Consider the following 16,528-nt stretch of genomic DNA (forward strand, 5'->3'; position numbering starts at 1 on the left):
GGACTTTCTGCCGTGACTGTTCGTCACATGTGAGCATTGTAGCACATGAACACTGGCAGGTATACCAAGGCGTGCTTACAACAGCGGCTACGAAGGTATAGCAACTGCCAGGTGCACCTTTTGGCGCTCCACTGTTCGAGCGTTCAGCGAGTTTGGAGCGTCTTGACTTTTTTGCTTGCTTTGGGGGTAGGGGCCCTCGATTTGTGTCAAGACAAAAAGTAAGGCCTGCCCGGCCAGGGCAAGCTACGGAGCAACTCAGCGGGCAAAAGGCTTGCGCCACCGCTACGGAGCAGAAGCAGTTGCTACCAACCCATCCCTGCTACCACCCCACAAAACTTCTCCCAAGTGACACAGTGGTAACAACTGAAGTAGTGACAATTATCCTACTCAAAAGTGACCAAAGTCATGTTTCGAACGGCTTGTTTTGAGGAAATTTGCATTGTATCTGATAGAAAAACAATGCAAAACCAGTTCAAAGCACTCACTTTATCCTACAAGCATGCCCCCATTGCCGTTCGTGAAGCAGTGTCACTGAATGAGATAGCCTGCCGGAACCTGCTCGACAAAATAAACGAGTTCACGGTGGCGCAGGACGTGCTGGTGCTTTCTACTTGCAACCGCACTGAGGTGTACTATGCTGCGGAGCAGGACCTTTCCCGTGAAATCATCAAGCTGATTGCGCTGGAGAAAGGCTTCATCGCCACCAAAGAGATTGTTCCCTTCTTCAAGAGCATCACCGGACACCAGGAGGCTGTGCAGCACCTGTTCTATGTGGCGCTGGGGCTGGAGTCGCAGGTGGTAGGCGATATGCAGATACTCAACCAAGTGAAAAAAGCCTACCAGTGGGCGGCCGATGCCGACATGGCCGGCCCGTTCCTGCACCGGCTGCTGCACACCATCTTCTATACCAACAAGCAAGTGTTCAACCAGACCGCTTTCTTTGATGGAGCCGCTTCGGTGTCATATGCTACGGTAGAGCTGGTGGAGGAACTGACCAGGGGTATGGCGGAACCGCGCGTGCTGATGATTGGGGTAGGGGAGATTGGCGCCAATGTATGCGACAACTTTGGGAAATCGGCCATCAACAACGTAACCATCGCGAACCGCACGCACCACAAAGCCCTGGAACTGGCGCAGAAGACAGGCGCCACGGCGGTCTATTGGGAGAACGTATGGGAAGAAATCAGCAAGGCAGACGTGGTGATTTCCTCCGTGCCGGGCGACTGCTTTTTCATCAGCAAAGAGGAGGTGGAGAAGCAGGGGCTAAGCTCCAGCAAACTTTTCATCGACCTTTCGATGCCACGAAGCATCGACGCCGGCATTGAGACGCTGCCAGAGGCTAAGGTATACAACGTAGACAACATCAAAAACCGCGCGACAGAGGCTTTGGAGATAAGACTGGCCGCTATTCCGCAGGTGAAGGAAATCATTACCGAGGCGATGGTGGAGTTCCAGGCCTGGACACGCGAGATGGCGATGTCGCCGGCGCTGCAGCAGTTCAAGAGCCGGCTGGAGGACATTCGTCAGCAGGAAATCGCACGCTACACCAAAAAGCTGGGTGCAGAAGAGAAGGAACTGGTGGAGGCCATCACGAAGAATATCCTCAACAAGATTGTGAAACTGCCGGCGCTGGAATTGAAAGCAGCGTGCCAGCGCGGTGAGTCAGAGGCGCTGCTCGAAGGCTTGAGCGCTCTGTTCAACCTGGAGAAGCAGGAGGCTTAAGCACTATACCTGTCGGGTTTAGTAGTAGCGGATAGGTATAGAAAACACCTTCAGGATATCAGGTACCTTGAATCGGCTTTCACGCTGTCCCTGTTGTTGATTTAGACCATGCTTGAAGTTCGCATTAGCGTCCATGGCCGGCATGTTAGTTATGGATTTGTAGACAACTGGCGGTGGCAGGGGCGCTATCAGTTCGCTGGAGTCTTTAGGCAGCTTGGTTCGCAGCAAAGCCTGTTTCAGGTCATACTCCGTAGCCCATGGCATTACCTCTACAACTGGAAGTGGATTGGGCTGTTCCTCTAGTACAACCTTAACCGTCAGGCTGTTTTTGGACTCATCAGCCGGTATCACGAGCTTTTTGCTGGAGTATCCTAAGGCATCGAAGACAATCGTATCGCCTGCCACTACCGGCATCGAAAAATAACCGCTCTTGCGGGTATGCGTGCCTCGTGTCGTGCCCGGCACGAATACGGCCACTCCCTCCAATCCGCTCAGGCTGTCCCCAGCCACTACCTTTCCCGATACCTGCACCACCTGCTCTTGAAGTGGCGTCGCTTGCTGCGCCAGGACATCCTGGTGCCACAGGAGCATTGAGATGAAGGAAATAAGCAGCGGCAGTCTTCTGGTGTCCATGCAGGTATGGCTATTCCCTACTCTCCTGAAGAGGCAAGGGATTGGTGTCCAAATTAGAAGATGCGTTGTTGAAGTGATTACTGCCGCACCGTCACATAGGCTGCCAACCGGGCGCCCACAAATTTTTCCCAATCGCCGAGGCTTGCCTTTCGGGTATAGCCACTGCCTCCCAGAGCGGCTCCGTATGTGAAAATGTATTTCTCGTACTGGCTGTGTTCCGGCAGGTATTCTATCCCCAGGAAGAAGTCATCTTCCACCACTATACCGTATGGCTCCAGCGGAATTGTCACCCAGCCCTGGTTCAGCGGCAATCGTTTTATAATGCTTTTCTCGATGAGACGTTCGCCTGGCATACCTGCCTCAGGCTTGTAAAGGTTGATGCGGAAGGTTGCCGAATCACGCTTGACGCTGCGCAGGTATACCGTGGCAGACAGAATCTCGGAGGGTTTGTTGTTCAGGCCGATGTGCTTGGCCAACTCCGAAATATCATCTGAGTGGACTGTTTCTGCAGAGCCATAGAGAAACGGGTTGCGTGAGGTGGTGCCAAACTTCCTGGTTTTAGGCGTCTTGCTACGGATGACCACCTCCTGCAGTGCCGTTGTTTTCTCGGATAGGAAAAACTCGCTTGTCTGATTAGCCAGGATTACTGCTATGGGCAGGGAAACTTCCTGGTAGCCCACTGCCGAAAAAGTGAGTGTATCCTGCCGGTTCTCCTCTTTCAGAGTTAGGGAAAATGTGCCGTACAGTTTGGACGCTGTGCCGATGTTCTTCTTTTTGATGCCGATGTTGACATAAGGTATAGCCTCCTGCTGCGCGGCGCTTTTGACCATTCCTTTCAGCGTAAGGGTTTGCGCGAAGGACAGGGAGGCGATGAACAGAAACAACCCTGTCAGGGTAAGTCGGGTGAAAGGGTTTTGGGGCATGGATAGGGTCTTCGTGGATTGTGGTGCTATACCACAGGCATTTGCTATACCTGTCACAAAGAAGATTCTATTCTGCCCGAAAGGGTTGCATGAGGCGTTGTATTTTGCCAAACGCTTATCCAGGTATGGGCATTGTTAAGACCAGGTGGATGGACTCGTTTTGGTATTTCAGCTGACATACGTGGCTAAGCGACGGGTGAGGCCTTTTGCCGAAGGTTGACGTTTAGGAGTTGTTGGCAGAGGTTATTTTGTAGAGCTTTCTACCTTATTCCAGTCTATCTCCGTAGAGTCTATGAAATTGATTAGCACAGAATCCTTCACTTTTAAGTACACCGGTGAACCGCCATGATACAATGTAGTTGTGTCACCGGATTCTTCTATGTAAATTTTGTCGGAATTGGCTCCAAGTTCGCTGTTGTCATCAGTTCCTTTGATGATGTAAACCATGTACAGAGCAAAACCCAAGCACATCAATAAATTAGTAAAGATTATTCCGCGTAATACTTCTGTTCTTTTTCCAATTATGTATCGGATAGCTGCCGCTAATAACCACAAAAAGCCAAGAAAGAATGTTATGAGGGTTATTATGTGATGTAGGCCAGGTGCATGTATGTATTCATGTCCGATAGTTAAATAACACAGCCCTGCAATGGCAAGTCCGATTGTGTAGAACAGAAATGCGACTAAAAATCCTTTATACATGTTTCACTTTGTTCTTGATAATGACTGCCAACTACCGTGTAAACATCACGATGACGTTTATCTGCCATGTAAGTGATAGTCTGATCCTCGCTTACTTCAACCCAACTCCACCCAGCACTTCCAGCACCTGGCCTTTTTCGGGTTTGCCTGCCAACAAGGGCATGGCCTCACCGATGAGCTCTCGCACGCCAGGCACCAGCAGTGAGTTGTCGTGGTCTTCCTGGCTGTCCCAAACCTCTGTCACCCACACGGCATCAGGGGTGCTGTTGTCGCGGCTCACCAGGTATAGCCGGCAGCCTTGGGCAGTACGAACGAGTTCAGCCGCCTGTAAGAGAATGTGGGCGAGATTTTCGCCATTGCCTGGGGTGGCATTTAATCTTCCGTGGAGTCCGTATTGGGTCATGATGGGTTGCTTCTAGCTTTGTGTGTACCTGCACAATATAGCAATTCCAGGTAGAACATAAACCCAACACCGCAAGCCGGGGCAGCAAAATAATCCGCTATACCTTGTCAATACTGATGAGATGGTTTTATTTGCCGGAAAGCTGCTAATTCAAAGACTGTATCCTTTCCGGCATGAGCAAAACCTGTATACTTACATTTCGAAGGCTGGCGTTATACCTGGGCGCTTTTGTAGGACTGACTTCAGGCGCCTGTAGCAGTAGCCAGAAGAGTACCAGCAAACCCGACAACATGATAGAAAACATTCTCTCCGCCAAGCCTGAGCAGTTCAAGGAGATTCTGGATAACGCTGAAAAGCACAGGCTGCAAATCCTGTACACGCAGATTGACCGCGATGAGCAGAACAGACCACACTTCACCTCCTATACCTACCGCGTCAATCCGCAGGAATACTTTTACCCAGCCAGCACCGTCAAGCTGCCCGGTGCTTTGGTGGCGCTGGAGAAACTCAACGAACTGAACATACCTGGACTTGACAAGTACACGCCCCTGAAGGTGGACAGCGCCTATTCCCGGCAGACCGCCGTGACCGGCGACAGCACCTCCGCCGACGGAAAGGCCTCCATTGCGCACTACATCAAGAAATTGTTTCTGGTGAGCGACAACGATGCCTACAACCGGCTGTATGAGTTTGTGGGGCAGCAGCGCCTGAACCAAGCCTTGCATGAGAAGGGCTTCCAGGATGTGCAACTGGTGCACCGGCTGGATATTTCGCGTACCCCAGACGAGAACCGTCATACCAACCCCTTCACTTTTTATAAGGACGACCAGATTATCTATCAGCAGCCCCTGGTGCACAATCCTACACGTTTCCACCAGGCCAGGTATGACGGGATGCTCGGTAAAGGCTATATCGATGGCGACAAACTGATTAACGGCCCCATGGATTTCACGGGCAAGAACTACATCACGCTGGAGGTGCTTCAGGGTATACTCAAAAGCGTGCTGTTACCGGAGGCCGTACCAGAGCAGCAACGCTTTAACCTGACCGACGACGACTATGCCTTCCTGTACAGGTACATGTCGATGCTGCCCCGCGAAAGCGATTATCCTGCTTATAACCCCAAGGAGTACCCGGACAGCTACGTGAAATTCCTGCTATACGGCACTTCCAAAGAGCGCATACCGGACAATGTCCGCATCTTCAACAAAATCGGCAACGCCTATGGTTTTCTGCTTGACAATGCCTACATCGTGGACTTTGACAAAGGTGTGGAGTTCATGCTGACGGCCGTGATTTCAGTCAACGAGAATGGCACATACAACGATGGCCAGTATGAATACGAGGAGATAGGCTACCCCTTCCTGAGAAACCTGGGCCGCGCCATATACGAGCACGAGGTAAAGCGTAAGAAAGAGCACCTGCCAGACCTAAGCAAGTTCAGGCTGAAATATTAGCATACCAAATACTGTCATTGCCATTAATTCTGTCATTCCGACGGAAGGAGGAAGCTTATACTCTTCTTGGCGCAAATCTGGCGTCAGCGCAGATGCGGCTTTTATAAACTTCTTCTACAGCCTTTACATTATTTTCACCGCCCGTTCCCGCTGCACTCGCACAGGCGGCAGGTATGGTAACAGATTTCTCCTATCGTCGAAATGACAAAGTTGCAAGGAAATGACAGTTAGTGAAGGAGATTTCTCTTTCAAAAGGGGCAGGGGGATGTCAATCGTTCCCGATTCCCCTCTTGGGAGGGGCAGGTTCTTTCTATGTATAGCATCTTCAAGCCAGCGAGCCTCTAAACAAAACAGCCACCTCCAATCAGGGGTGGCTGTCTTTACTCCATACCTAAAGTATACCTTATACATCCCACCACAACGGCTCTGACAGCACTGGACTGTTAGGCGTGTTGGGGTTCTTGCTGGCTTCGCCCTGAGGGTATGCCAATCGGCGTATGAACGTTGGAAGGGCTGCGTTGGCAGGCAGTGTGAAATCCTTGTACTGGTAATTGAAGCGGCGGGCATCATTCCAGGCCTCGGGGTTGAGGTAGGTTACCACGTACTTCTCCTTGAAAATCAGGTCGAGCGTCAGGTTGCTTGCACCCACGCCCACAGCCGGATTCGAAATGTAGGATTCGCGCTCAGCGGCTGGCACGCCAAGCTTGTCCATGTGCGCCCGGATACCTGCCAGGTAGGCGTCGTAGGCGCGGGTACGGTCACCAGCTCTGAAGGCTGCCTCTGCTTCAATGAACTTCATCTCAGCATAAGAGGCAATGATAATAGGAGACAAGTCGCCTGTCAGCGGAGAGTTGCGCGAGATGTATACCTCGTCCTTCACTGTGTTGTTGGCCGGGCCCACGTTGCCTACGCCATTTGGAGTGCCCACATAAGTGCCAGTCACCGTAGGGTCCGTGATGCGGGATATGCGGGGGTCCACCACGCCATAGGTAGTGCCATTGAGTTGATTCACCAACTGCTCCGATAGCCAGCCGCCCAGTATGAGGGAAGCATTGCTTTGTGCCACGGCAGCCCAGGGGTTTCGAAGCGCAAAAACGGCCATCTCCGCGTCATCCTCATTGGACTTGTAGGAGCTCTCAACAGCGCTCAGTACAGCCGCCGGGTTATAAGACGCTTGCTTGCTGACCTTGTTGAGCATCCTTGCTTTGAAGGCATTGGCTGTCATAATCCAAGCGTCTTTGTCACCGCCATGGATCAGGTCGTTATCCTCATCCAACGCAATCCTGGAGTCGGTTTTCTGCAGCTCGGCTATACCTTCGTCGAGCAGGCGAAGCGCCTCCGCATACAGCTCTTCCTCCGTGTCAAAGTCAGGCGTCAAGGTAGTGTTGTCGAAGGCTTGCGAATAAGGTGCATCGCCCCAGAGGTCTGTCACCAGGCTCAGGTGATAGGACATCAGGATGTTGGCCACACCCACGTAATCCGAGGCGCCTTCTTCCATACCTTTCTGCTTCATGTCATAGATGTCGGCCATGGCCAGGTATAGCGCATCCCAAGTGCCTGTGAAGTCTGTCACCTGGTAGGTATCGGTGCCACTGCCGGCTGTAGGGCTGGCCAGGTGCTGCACAAAAAAGGAGGTGGTGGCAGCCACACGCTGGCTGTTCAGGCCAGTCTTGTGCGTAGCAGTAGACAGCATGGCGCTGAGCGGAGGACTAGATACCAGGTTCGGGTTTTCGTCCAGGTCAAAATAATCTTCGCAGCTTTGAAAAGTCATCGCAGCCCCTATCATGGTAAAGGCGAGTGCGTATCTAATTATCTTTCTCATAATATTTCTCTCTTTTTAGAACCCAAGGTTCAGGGTGAACAGGTAGCTTCTCACAGCCGGGTAAGTGAAACCAGCAAATCCATCCACGTTGCTGCCGCTCGGGTTGGAGCTGTTTTCCGGGTCAAATCCTGAGTAATCCGTAGACAGCCACAGGTTGTTGCCAGTCAGGGAGACGGAGGCGTTGCGAATGAAGATGTCCTCAAACCACTGGCTCGGCATGGCATAGCTGAGCGTCAACGAACGTAGCCGCACCCACGAAGCATCTTCCACAAACTCCTCTGAAACGCCTCTATGGAAGCGGCGATAGAAGCCATCTCCGTAGTTTATGCCGTCTGGACCCACTCCCTGGCCCAGCCATACCTGCTTGGTGTTAGGCGTACCGTCGGCCAGAACGCCCTCAAACACCTTGAACTCATTGCGGTTCTCGGTATAGTCGGCTATGCCGAAGGCAGAGAAGAAGTTACCCATCTGGTTGTACTTCTCATGGCCTATGCGGGCGTCTAAGAGGGCAGTCAGGCTAAGGCCTTTGTAAGAGAAGGTGTTGGTGAAGCCTCCAATCCAATCGGGCTGTGAGTTGCCCAAAATCTTCTGGGTGGAGAGGGGTGCCCGTACCGGGAAGCCATCTGGACCAATCAGCAGCGGCCTGTTCTCGTCAATGAACAAAGGGTCTTCCTCGTCGCCCGGCCCATAGTAGCGCTGCCAGCTAGAGCCGTAGATGTTGCCATAAGGCTGCCCAGGTATAAGCTTCATGGTGACGGTAGAGCTGAGGTAACCGAACTGAGAAGCGTACGGAATCTCCTCCAAGCCCTCGCGGATGCTCAGAATCTTGTTACGGTTGGCCGAGAAAATCAGCTTGGAGTCCCAGGTGAAGTCGTTCGTTCTGACAGGGGTCGCATTGAGTACTATCTCTACACCTTTGTTGCGCATCTCACCGGAGTTCACGGCAGCACGCACGAAACCCGTGGAAGCGGCCACATCAATCGGCAGAATCTGGTCGGTGCTCAGCGAGTAATAATACGTGAAGTCGAAGCCCAGGCGGTTGTCCAGGAACGACATCTCCAGACCGGCCTCGTAGGTATCGGTGAATTCGGGACGCAGGTCTACGTTACCCAACAGGGCAGCGCGGGTGAACCCGGTATAACCCGTCGGGAAGCCGGAGTAAGGCGAGAACCCAGATGAGATAGAGTACCTGGGAGCGTCTTTACCAATCTGGGCGTACGACAGTCGCAGCTTGCTTTGGTTGATGAACGACGGCAACCCGAAATGCTCTGAGAATACATAACTCAAACTCACTGAAGGGTAGAAGAAGGAGTTGTTAGACTTGCTCAGGGTGGAGGTGATGTCGTTACGTCCAGTCAATGTCAGGAACAGGAAGTCCCGGTAATCAACGGAGGCTTCTCCGAAAATACCCATCAGCCTATACTCTGACTGGTCCTGTCTGGCGGTGAGCAGGCGGGCGTTGCGCAGGTCAAAGTAGTTGAATACGGTAAGTTCATCGCCTTCCGCACCAAAGCTTCTCACCCGCTCATCGTAGAGTTCGTGGCCCAGACGGAACGTCGTGTTGAAGTTCTCGCCAAAACTGGTGGTCGCGGTCGCAATGAAGTTGGAGTTGATAGAGCGGAACTTGGTAGTATACTCATACACGAAGCCCTGCCCGTTGTCTTCCAGCACCCGCTCATCAGCAAAGCCACGTATACCTGGCGCCGTGCGTGTTCGGTCGTCGGTGTAGTTGTCCAAGCCGATGCGATAGCTCAGGTCCAGCCATTTGAGCGGGGCGTAGCCCAGGTGCACACTGCCGATGAACCGGTTCACGTCATCTTCCATCTGGTTGGTGGAGGCTGCATAAATTGCGTTATCGTTGCCGTAGCTTAGCATGGTGCCGTCGGGTTTCTTATAGTCCTCCACGTCCCAGCGTGGTGACCAGTAGCTGAGCATCTCGTTGAAGCGGTCAGCATTATAGCGCATACCCCCAGATTTGGAGAAGTTGAAGTTGGCACCCGTCCGTACTTTGTCACTCAACTTTACATCGGTGTTAAGGCGGGCAGAAAAGTTCTCGAAATCTGTGAAGGGCAGCACGCCTTCGTGCTTCAGGTGGGAGAGGGAAGAGAGGTAAGTGATGGTCTCGTTGCCCCCCGAGAAAGACAGCGAGTTCCGGAACTGGTGGCCCATTTCATAGGCATCCTCAAAGTGTTTGTAAAGTTTTTCAGGGTGTGTCGGGTCGAGACTGCGTGCCTCTTCCACCGTTGGTCCCCAGGAGGGCCAGAAACTGGCGGGGTCGTACACGCCGGTGTAGCCCTGGGTATAGGTATCCTGCGTCTTTGGGAATTTGTTCACTTCCTCTAAACCGGCTGTGCTGGTTAAACTCACCCGCAAAGCACCTGATTCACCTCTCTTGGTGGTGATGACCACCACACCGTTCGCTCCTCGTAGGCCATAGAGCGCTGTGGCTGCACCACCCTTCAGCACGTTGATACTCGCGATGTCATCCGGGTTGATATCGGCCAGGCGGTTACTCATGCCCCTGAGTTCAGCGCCTGCGCCGAAGGTGGAGGTGGAGTTGTCCATCAGTACCCCGTCAATGACGAAGAGCGGCTGGTTGGGGCGGGTAGGGTCAATGGAGTTGATGCCCCTGATTTGGATGCTAGTACCCTGCCCCGGTGCACCACCCGTACTCGATATGGTAGCACCGGCCACTTTGCCCTGCATGGCATTGAGCACGTTGGGCTGTCGGTGCTGTGTTAGCTCCTCAGACTCCACCTGCTGTGCGGCATAGCCCAGTGCCTTTTTCTCTCGGGTAATGCCCAAGGCAGTCACCATCACCTCGCCCAGCTCCTGGGCATCGATGGCCAGCGTCACGTTGACAGTGGACTGGGTGCCTACCGGTACCTCCTGTGTCTGATAACCCAGAAAGCGGAACACCAAGGTGGCGTTGTTGTCGGGTACGTTAATCTCGTAGTTGCCTTCGGCGTCTGTTGAGACACCGGCTGTAGTGCCCTTGACCACCACGCTGACCCCAGGCATACCTGTGCCTGTGTCTGCGCCCGTTACCTTTCCGCTCACTTGCCTTTGCTGGGCCAGGGCGGTGGAGGCCCAGCAGATGTGGAGCAGTAACATGACGAATAAAGTAAAGGTGTTTTTCATAGTGTTTCCATTAAATTTCTGAATAGTGAATGGGTGAAAAAGTATAAGGTCTTGGGGTGAAGCAGGGGCATACCTGAGAAGCAGCGCGCTTGCTGCTGATATCCGGAGAGCTGAGCTGCTTCGGAAGGGGAGGCTGTGTGTGTTCTACGAACCTGTCAAACATGCTTTTGCGACGCAAGAACAGTGACTGTGGCAGGTATTGGCTTAGAAATTCTCCGTTGGCTGCCACTTTTCAAGTAGATTTAGATAGACTTTTATGTATATGAAAATTGGCAATAAATGTTTCATTATGAGCGGATTTGTTGCACAACCGCGCAACGAGGTAGTTCCAGGTGTGCCAATTCTTGCAGAAGTCCCGATATAATTGGCAGAGTCAGGTAGGTAACGTAGGTATGTAGCACCGTGTGATTTGGGTCTTCGGGAGCTTGTGATAGCTATGGAATCTTCGGATGCTATACTGGGGATTGTAGATAGTCGCTGAGTGTAGCTTGCGGATAGGGTAATGCTAGTAAATTATGATTTCGGGCACTCACAGTGCTGAACGTCTGTGAATTAGGCAAACAACGTATAAGTCTGCTATAGAGGTCAACAATATTCAGATTTTTTGAAAAAATTTAGCTTAACTGCTTCTTTTTTAGGACGAAGCACCCGTTATTTACGTTAAAACCGGATATGTCCATTGTTACATAGCCAAACATAGACAACCCATGGAAACCATTGTTATCGTATCGGTACTGGCGCTTTACGCCGTTGGCTACATGCTCTACTACATGTATGCCAAAGACGACTCCTCACGGAAGCGGAGACGCAAGTTCTACGACCAAATACGACCTTAAAAAGGTAGTGTAACGGTTCAGCAGCCTCCCCCAAACGCAAAACACGCCGCCCCCTGAAAGCCAGGAAGCGGCGTGTTGATTTTCTGCGTATGGCGCCTTCGGCTAGGCGTGCACTTTCTTCTGCAGGGCGGCAATCTGCTCATTCAGCTCAGCCACCAGGTTCATCTCGGTCTGTAGTTCCCGCTTGATTTTCAGCTCGCGCTCGCGTGCGTTCTTCTTGTAGTCGTTGTATTCGCGGTCAATGTCCTCGTATTCTTTCTTCTTTTCGTCCGTCACCTTCTTGCTGCTCTTGTATTGCGTGAAAACGATGCCCAGCACAATCAGTAGAAGGGCGATGATCGCGGTGTTGATGATGACGTACACTTGCTTGTGGACGTTCAAGCCGAGCACCGAGAGGTTGTTTACAGCGTCCTCGCTTTGCTGCACGGCGGCCTCTTTTTCAGCGTTGTCCTGCTTCAGGGCGGCCAGTTGCTTTTCCTGCTCTTCAATTTTTGTGCGGGCGGCAGCCAGGTCTTCGCGGGCGGCGTTTAAGTCCTTTATTTGCTTCTGCTCCGTCTGCTTGATGGTGGCCTGTACGCTCTGCCAGAAAGAGTTGAGCAGGCTTACGTTCACTACCTTATACTCCCTGTTCCCTTCGTTGTAGGAGTTAGATTTGGTCTTCAGTTCGTTGAACTGGCCCGAAAGGGAATTAACAGCCTGATTGTCTTCTTTAGCTGTTCCTTGTGCCTGAGCTACTGGTGCTGAAAGTACCAGCGCAAACAGTAAGGGAAGAAAGAATGCTTTCATGATGATTTGAATAAGGATAAAATTTGTACTGCGGTAAATATAGAAATAATAATTTTTTAAGAAAGCAACCTGTGAAATTTTGTGCTTGTAAACCTAAAACCTTCTTAGACTAACTTCATAATCTCCTCTTTTATTGCGAGGCACCTGCAAAACTTAGGCTAACTGGAATCTAAGCGGCAACAACACCGCCAAAAGCACTGCAATCACATTCCCGCACAACAGCCTGCGCCAGAAATAAGTTCTGTCGGTGACGTTTTAGAGTCTGTGTGCATCCAGGTATGGTGTTGATTACCAAATAGCTACCATGTAGGCTTGCAAAGGGCGACTAAGGATGTGGGGTGCATGTAAGGCCTTTAAATATACCCTAACTGGCCTGTTTTCCTGCATTTTTCCACTTTGGAATGGTGGTGCCAATAGGCAAGTCGATAAATCATTAAATGAGAATTGACAGGTATTTAAAACTAGCAATATGCTCTATCTCAGGGCAATGTGTAGGTGAACAAAGCGCAGTAGTAGCTAGAATCAGTGTTGCATGGCACGTTACCGGCTCATCAAACACGCGGAGCGATAAGGATGAAGAGGAGTAGGTATAGGGGTTTGAGAGGTGAGGGAGCAGCGACACTTTCAGGAAGAAGCCAATTCTTGTCCAATCCAGCACATAGGTATAGCTGCTCCTGTAGAATGGTATTGTCTATTGTATAGGGTTAAAGGTATACTCCAAACCGATAGTATTCCAAGGCTTTGCCTGGGAAGGTAGCATGTTGGTTCTCTTGAGTCATACTCAAGCACTAGCCCGGAACTTAGGCCTGGAGAAGTTACTCTTCAGCCTTTTTACAGCCGGGACAGCATCGCCTTGAAAACTGATGTACTTTTTACTCCAAGAGAAAGGATATGGAGTGAGGAGAAAGCCATTTTCAAGGCGATGCTATACTCGGTTTTGTAGTGAAGTTTATCGCTGTTTCTCCGGATACCAGTTGCGTAACCTCACGTCGATGTTCTTGTCTCCGGCATTCACTTTCTTTTTGAAGGCTTCCACGTCGCTCAGTCCCTCCTGGCCGCGGTAGTGGTACGGGTATACGGTTTTCGGTTTGAACGCCAGCACAGCCGAGGCGGCTTGGTCCACGTCCATGGTATAAGGCAAGTTCATGCAGACGAATGCTACATCTATGTTGCGGAGAGCAAGCATCTCGGGGATGTCCTCGGTATCGCCGGAGAGGTAGATGTTCTTGCCACCTATCTCCAGTACATAGCCGTTGCCGCGTCCCTTTGGGTGCCTGGATTCTGCATCCTCGGGAAGGTTGTACATAGGTATGGCGGCAATGGCTATACCTAGCTGTTCCGTGTGCTTGTTGTTGGCCAACACAATCGCTTTCTGTTTGAGCGAGTCCGGAAGCATGTCTGCCACAGCCTGCGGCACTACCAAGGTAGCTTTGGAGGTGTTGATGGCGGACATGGTTTTCATATCGAGGTGGTCGCCGTGGATGTCTGTAATCAGAATCAGGTCCGGTGCGGCTATACCTGCAAAGGCCTCTGCCCCGCCGTAAGGGTCTACATAAATGGTCTTTCCGTTCCAGTTCATCACTACGGTGCCATGCAGCACAGGCTGAATGGTGAGCGGCCCTTTGTTAGTGTCTATCTTATCTGTGGCTTTGTTCTGCTGAGCGGAGGCCACAAGTGCCAGTAGCAGGCAGAGGGAGGTTAGGAGTGTTTTGGCTATCATAGTTTCTGTGTTTTAGGTATAGATACAGGCACAACCGTCGGCCTGTCGATTTGTTCTGTACTCTTGGTTTAACGTTTCTCCAGTTTTTTCAGCTCCTGTTCGATGTAAGCCTGAGGCAGGTATACGCTGCCTGTTACGACTCCCGCTATGTTCCGGGTCTGGCTGATGTCTTGCAAGGGGTTGCCATTCAACAGGATGAGGTCAGCTACGGCACCGACTTTTATTACGCCTAGGTCTGCGCGATTGAAGTACTTGCCGGTGTTTACGGTGCCGGTACGGAGGGCCTGGTACGGAGTCAGACCCGCATCTACCAGGTACTGCAGCTCCTGATGCGTAGAGATACCCGGTACATTGAACACCTGCGGGGCGTCAGAGCCCAGGAGCAGGCCTACGCCGTTCTCCTGGCAGTCTTTGATGAGCTTTCTCCGAAGCGCCACGTAGCGGGTCACGGCGGCTGGGTCGTACTGCGGGTTAGCCTGCAGCTTCTGTTTGGTGGCTACCCAGTTCTGTACGGTTTTGGGGTTCATGTACACCATCTCCGGCTTCTGGCCCAGTACCTCCGGCGACTCGGCCGGGGACATCCAACGCTCGGCCAGTGCCTGGGTCGGCACCACCCAGATGTTATTCTCGCGGAGCGCCTGCATGAGTTTGGGTATGCGGGTAGTATCGGCTTTGTCGCTGATGTACATGGCAAACAGGCCCGCCTCCTGTTCAGGTATGGCTTCTAGGTTGGGCACCAGGCTTTCGATAAAGCCATCCATATGGTCTATGGAGGCGTAACCGGCTTCAATGGCGCGCCACACGCCCACGTCATAGGATACGTGGCCGGCAAAAGGCATTTTCAGTTCGTTGGCCGTTTTGGAAATGGCCGCGAAACTTTCGGGGCTGAGTCCCGGGTGCAGCTTCAGAAAATCGTAGCCAGCCTGCTTTTGCTGCCGCACCATCTCGGCACCCGCCTCCGGTGTTTTGACGCTATTGCCGTTGAGCGAGGGGCCGGAGGTATAGAAGCGTGGCCCGAGAAGTTGCCCTTTCTGTAGCTGGTCGCGCAGTTCCAGGTGGAGCGGGTGGCCCAGCATGCCGCGTATGGTGGTGATGCCGTGCAGCGTGAACAGTTGCAGCACCTCCTTCATCGGCTCCATGTCATCCACAGGAGGCACGTGTGCATGCATCTCGGCCAGCCCCGGCATCAGGTACTTTCCTTTGGCATCCACTACCAGGGCATCCTTTCCATATTTCACTTTCCCGGCGCTGCCCATAGCCGTAATCTTTCCGTTCTTCACCACCACCACCTGGTTCTCCAGGACCTGCTCTTTCTCCATGGGTATCACATGGACTCCCCGAAACACAATCTCGCGACTACGGGAGTCAACCGGATTTTGAGCGGTAACGCTCAGCGTAAGCAGGAAGAAGAACAGAAGAAGGTAAGGTTTTTTCATGTCGGTAGGTTGAAAAGGTTCTCGTAGGATGTATGCTGAATACCTATACCTGAGCGGCAGGTATTTAAACGTGAAAAAACTGTAAAAGTAGGCGAGAGGCGCCTGCACCAGGTATAGCCAAAGCAAAAAGGCACCTGTCGTTCAGGTGCCTTCGTGATTGAGGTGCAACAGATGTATACCTACAGGTGAAGCGAATTAGACCGTGAAGTACGCCTCCAGCGCTTCCAGTGTGTTCTCCGTTGTCTCCATGTCCTGCGCCACCTGCCCTTTCTCCAGTATCACGATGCGCTCGCAGACCTCTATCACGTGGCTGAGGTCGTGGCTCGAGATGAGCATGGTCATGTTGTGCTGCTGGTGCAGGTGCTTGAGCAGGTTCTTGAGTCGTATCTGGGAGCTGGGGTCTAGGTTGGCGAATGGTTCGTCCAGGATTAACAGCTCGGGGTTTGTGAGCGCCGCCGCGGCTATACCTACTTTTTTCTGATTGCCTTTTGAAAAATCGCGGATGTACTTGCGCTGCTGCAGCACCTCCCCGTTGAAGAAATCCAGGAAAGGCTGCAGGCGCTCCTGTATGTCGCCAGCCGTGAGGCCGTGCAAATCGCCTATGAACTTGAAGTACTCCTCAGGCGTCAGGTAATCAATCAGGAAACCTTCGTCCAGGTGCGAGCCGGTATAGTCTTTCCACTTCTCTGACAAAGCCACAGGCTCGCCTTTCGAGAAGACTTCGCCTTTGGAAGGCCGAATCAAATCCAAAATCATCCGGAACAAGGTGGTCTTGCCGGCGCCGTTATTCCCGACCAATCCGAAAGTTTCCCCGGCCATTACGCGTAGCGCAGGTATGTTCAAAACAGTTTTGCCGTTGTAGGCTTTCTCAAGGTTCTTTACTTCTATCATGATGCCAATAGTATTTCTGTAGGTGGATAAGGTCTGATGTATGTTGCTGTAGAAGG

13 protein-coding genes are annotated in these 16,528 nt (G+C 52.1%); 3 read left to right on the top strand and 10 right to left on the bottom strand.

The window, feature by feature from the left end:
* The first annotated feature begins 459 nt into the window (after nt 1–459).
* Nucleotides 460–1,722 (top strand): glutamyl-tRNA reductase, encoded by a 1,263-nt coding sequence (gene hemA, locus B051_RS0116030; RefSeq protein ID WP_018479235.1) that lies wholly within the window; start codon nt 460–462, stop codon nt 1,720–1,722.
* Nucleotides 1,723–1,740: 18 nt separating this feature from the next.
* Here hemA and B051_RS21475 read toward each other — a convergent pair whose 3' ends face one another.
* The 4 genes from B051_RS21475 to B051_RS21480 form a co-directional block, all read right to left on the bottom strand.
* On the bottom strand, nt 1,741–2,355 hold the full coding sequence (locus tag B051_RS21475) for a carboxypeptidase-like regulatory domain-containing protein (protein ID WP_018479236.1): 615 nt from the start codon (nt 2,353–2,355) through the stop codon (nt 1,741–1,743).
* Between the two features lie 77 nt (nt 2,356–2,432).
* Nucleotides 2,433–3,389 carry a carboxypeptidase-like regulatory domain-containing protein gene (locus B051_RS0116040; RefSeq protein ID WP_157578948.1) on the bottom strand — a complete coding sequence of 319 codons (957 nt, stop codon included), beginning with the start codon at nt 3,387–3,389 and terminating at the stop codon, nt 2,433–2,435.
* A gap of 132 nt (nt 3,390–3,521) precedes the next feature.
* On the bottom strand, nt 3,522–3,980 hold the full coding sequence (locus B051_RS0116045) for a hypothetical protein (protein WP_018479238.1): 459 nt from the start codon (nt 3,978–3,980) through the stop codon (nt 3,522–3,524).
* A 91-nt stretch (nt 3,981–4,071) separates the two neighbouring features.
* Nucleotides 4,072–4,383, bottom strand: coding sequence for a putative quinol monooxygenase (locus tag B051_RS21480; protein ID WP_033316945.1), 312 nt, complete (start codon nt 4,381–4,383; stop codon nt 4,072–4,074).
* Nucleotides 4,384–4,673: 290 nt separating this feature from the next.
* On the opposite strand from B051_RS21480, the gene B051_RS0116055 reads away from it, so the two are divergent.
* Entirely contained in the window at nt 4,674–5,840 is a 1,167-nt protein-coding gene (locus B051_RS0116055) for a serine hydrolase (protein WP_018479240.1), read from the top strand.
* A 403-nt stretch (nt 5,841–6,243) separates the two neighbouring features.
* On the opposite strand, the gene B051_RS0116060 is transcribed toward B051_RS0116055, so the two are convergent.
* A complete protein-coding gene (locus tag B051_RS0116060; protein WP_026236458.1) occupies nt 6,244–7,662 on the bottom strand; it encodes a SusD/RagB family nutrient-binding outer membrane lipoprotein in 1,419 nt (472 codons plus the stop codon).
* Nucleotides 7,663–7,677: 15 nt separating this feature from the next.
* The gene (locus B051_RS0116065; RefSeq protein WP_018479242.1) at nt 7,678–10,803 is read right to left on the bottom strand and encodes a SusC/RagA family TonB-linked outer membrane protein; all 3,126 of its coding nucleotides are present in this window, start codon (nt 10,801–10,803) and stop codon (nt 7,678–7,680) included.
* Between the two features lie 707 nt (nt 10,804–11,510).
* On the opposite strand from B051_RS0116065, the gene B051_RS22965 reads away from it, so the two are divergent.
* A complete protein-coding gene (locus B051_RS22965) occupies nt 11,511–11,639 on the top strand; it encodes a hypothetical protein (protein WP_018479243.1) in 129 nt (42 codons plus the stop codon).
* A 102-nt stretch (nt 11,640–11,741) separates the two neighbouring features.
* Here B051_RS22965 and B051_RS0116075 read toward each other — a convergent pair whose 3' ends face one another.
* From B051_RS0116075 to B051_RS0116090, 4 genes are all read right to left on the bottom strand, one after another.
* Nucleotides 11,742–12,425: a hypothetical protein gene (locus tag B051_RS0116075; RefSeq protein WP_018479244.1), complete on the bottom strand. Its 684-nt coding sequence runs from the start codon at nt 12,423–12,425 to the stop codon at nt 11,742–11,744.
* Nucleotides 12,426–13,374: 949 nt separating this feature from the next.
* Nucleotides 13,375–14,145: an MBL fold metallo-hydrolase gene (locus B051_RS0116080; RefSeq protein WP_018479245.1), complete on the bottom strand. Its 771-nt coding sequence runs from the start codon at nt 14,143–14,145 to the stop codon at nt 13,375–13,377.
* A gap of 68 nt (nt 14,146–14,213) precedes the next feature.
* Entirely contained in the window at nt 14,214–15,581 is a 1,368-nt protein-coding gene (locus B051_RS0116085; RefSeq protein WP_026236459.1) for an amidohydrolase family protein, read from the bottom strand.
* 195 nt (nt 15,582–15,776) lie between these two features.
* Nucleotides 15,777–16,472 (bottom strand): ABC transporter ATP-binding protein, encoded by a 696-nt coding sequence (locus B051_RS0116090; protein ID WP_018479247.1) that lies wholly within the window; start codon nt 16,470–16,472, stop codon nt 15,777–15,779.
* Between the last annotated feature and the right edge of the window lie 56 nt (nt 16,473–16,528).

The sequence above is a fragment of the Pontibacter roseus DSM 17521 genome, assembly GCF_000373265.1.
Taxonomy (GTDB): domain Bacteria; phylum Bacteroidota; class Bacteroidia; order Cytophagales; family Hymenobacteraceae; genus Pontibacter; species Pontibacter roseus.

What these genes read in the sequence shown, in the direction of transcription:
- B051_RS0116090 (WP_018479247.1), bottom strand. Translation starts at nt 16,472, where the DNA reads ATGATAGAAGTAAAGAACCTTGAGAAAGCCTACAACGGCAAAACTGTT.
- B051_RS0116085 (WP_026236459.1), bottom strand. Translation starts at nt 15,581, where the DNA reads ATGAAAAAACCTTACCTTCTTCTGTTCTTCTTCCTGCTTACGCTGAGC.
- hemA (WP_018479235.1), top strand. Translation starts at nt 460, where the DNA reads ATGCAAAACCAGTTCAAAGCACTCACTTTATCCTACAAGCATGCCCCC.
- B051_RS0116065 (WP_018479242.1), bottom strand. Translation starts at nt 10,803, where the DNA reads ATGAAAAACACCTTTACTTTATTCGTCATGTTACTGCTCCACATCTGC.
- B051_RS0116060 (WP_026236458.1), bottom strand. Translation starts at nt 7,662, where the DNA reads ATGAGAAAGATAATTAGATACGCACTCGCCTTTACCATGATAGGGGCT.
- B051_RS0116045 (WP_018479238.1), bottom strand. Translation starts at nt 3,980, where the DNA reads ATGTATAAAGGATTTTTAGTCGCATTTCTGTTCTACACAATCGGACTT.
- B051_RS0116055 (WP_018479240.1), top strand. Translation starts at nt 4,674, where the DNA reads ATGATAGAAAACATTCTCTCCGCCAAGCCTGAGCAGTTCAAGGAGATT.
- B051_RS22965 (WP_018479243.1), top strand. Translation starts at nt 11,511, where the DNA reads ATGGAAACCATTGTTATCGTATCGGTACTGGCGCTTTACGCCGTTGGC.
- B051_RS21480 (WP_033316945.1), bottom strand. Translation starts at nt 4,383, where the DNA reads ATGACCCAATACGGACTCCACGGAAGATTAAATGCCACCCCAGGCAAT.
- B051_RS0116080 (WP_018479245.1), bottom strand. Translation starts at nt 14,145, where the DNA reads ATGATAGCCAAAACACTCCTAACCTCCCTCTGCCTGCTACTGGCACTT.
- B051_RS21475 (WP_018479236.1), bottom strand. Translation starts at nt 2,355, where the DNA reads ATGGACACCAGAAGACTGCCGCTGCTTATTTCCTTCATCTCAATGCTC.
- B051_RS0116075 (WP_018479244.1), bottom strand. Translation starts at nt 12,425, where the DNA reads ATGAAAGCATTCTTTCTTCCCTTACTGTTTGCGCTGGTACTTTCAGCA.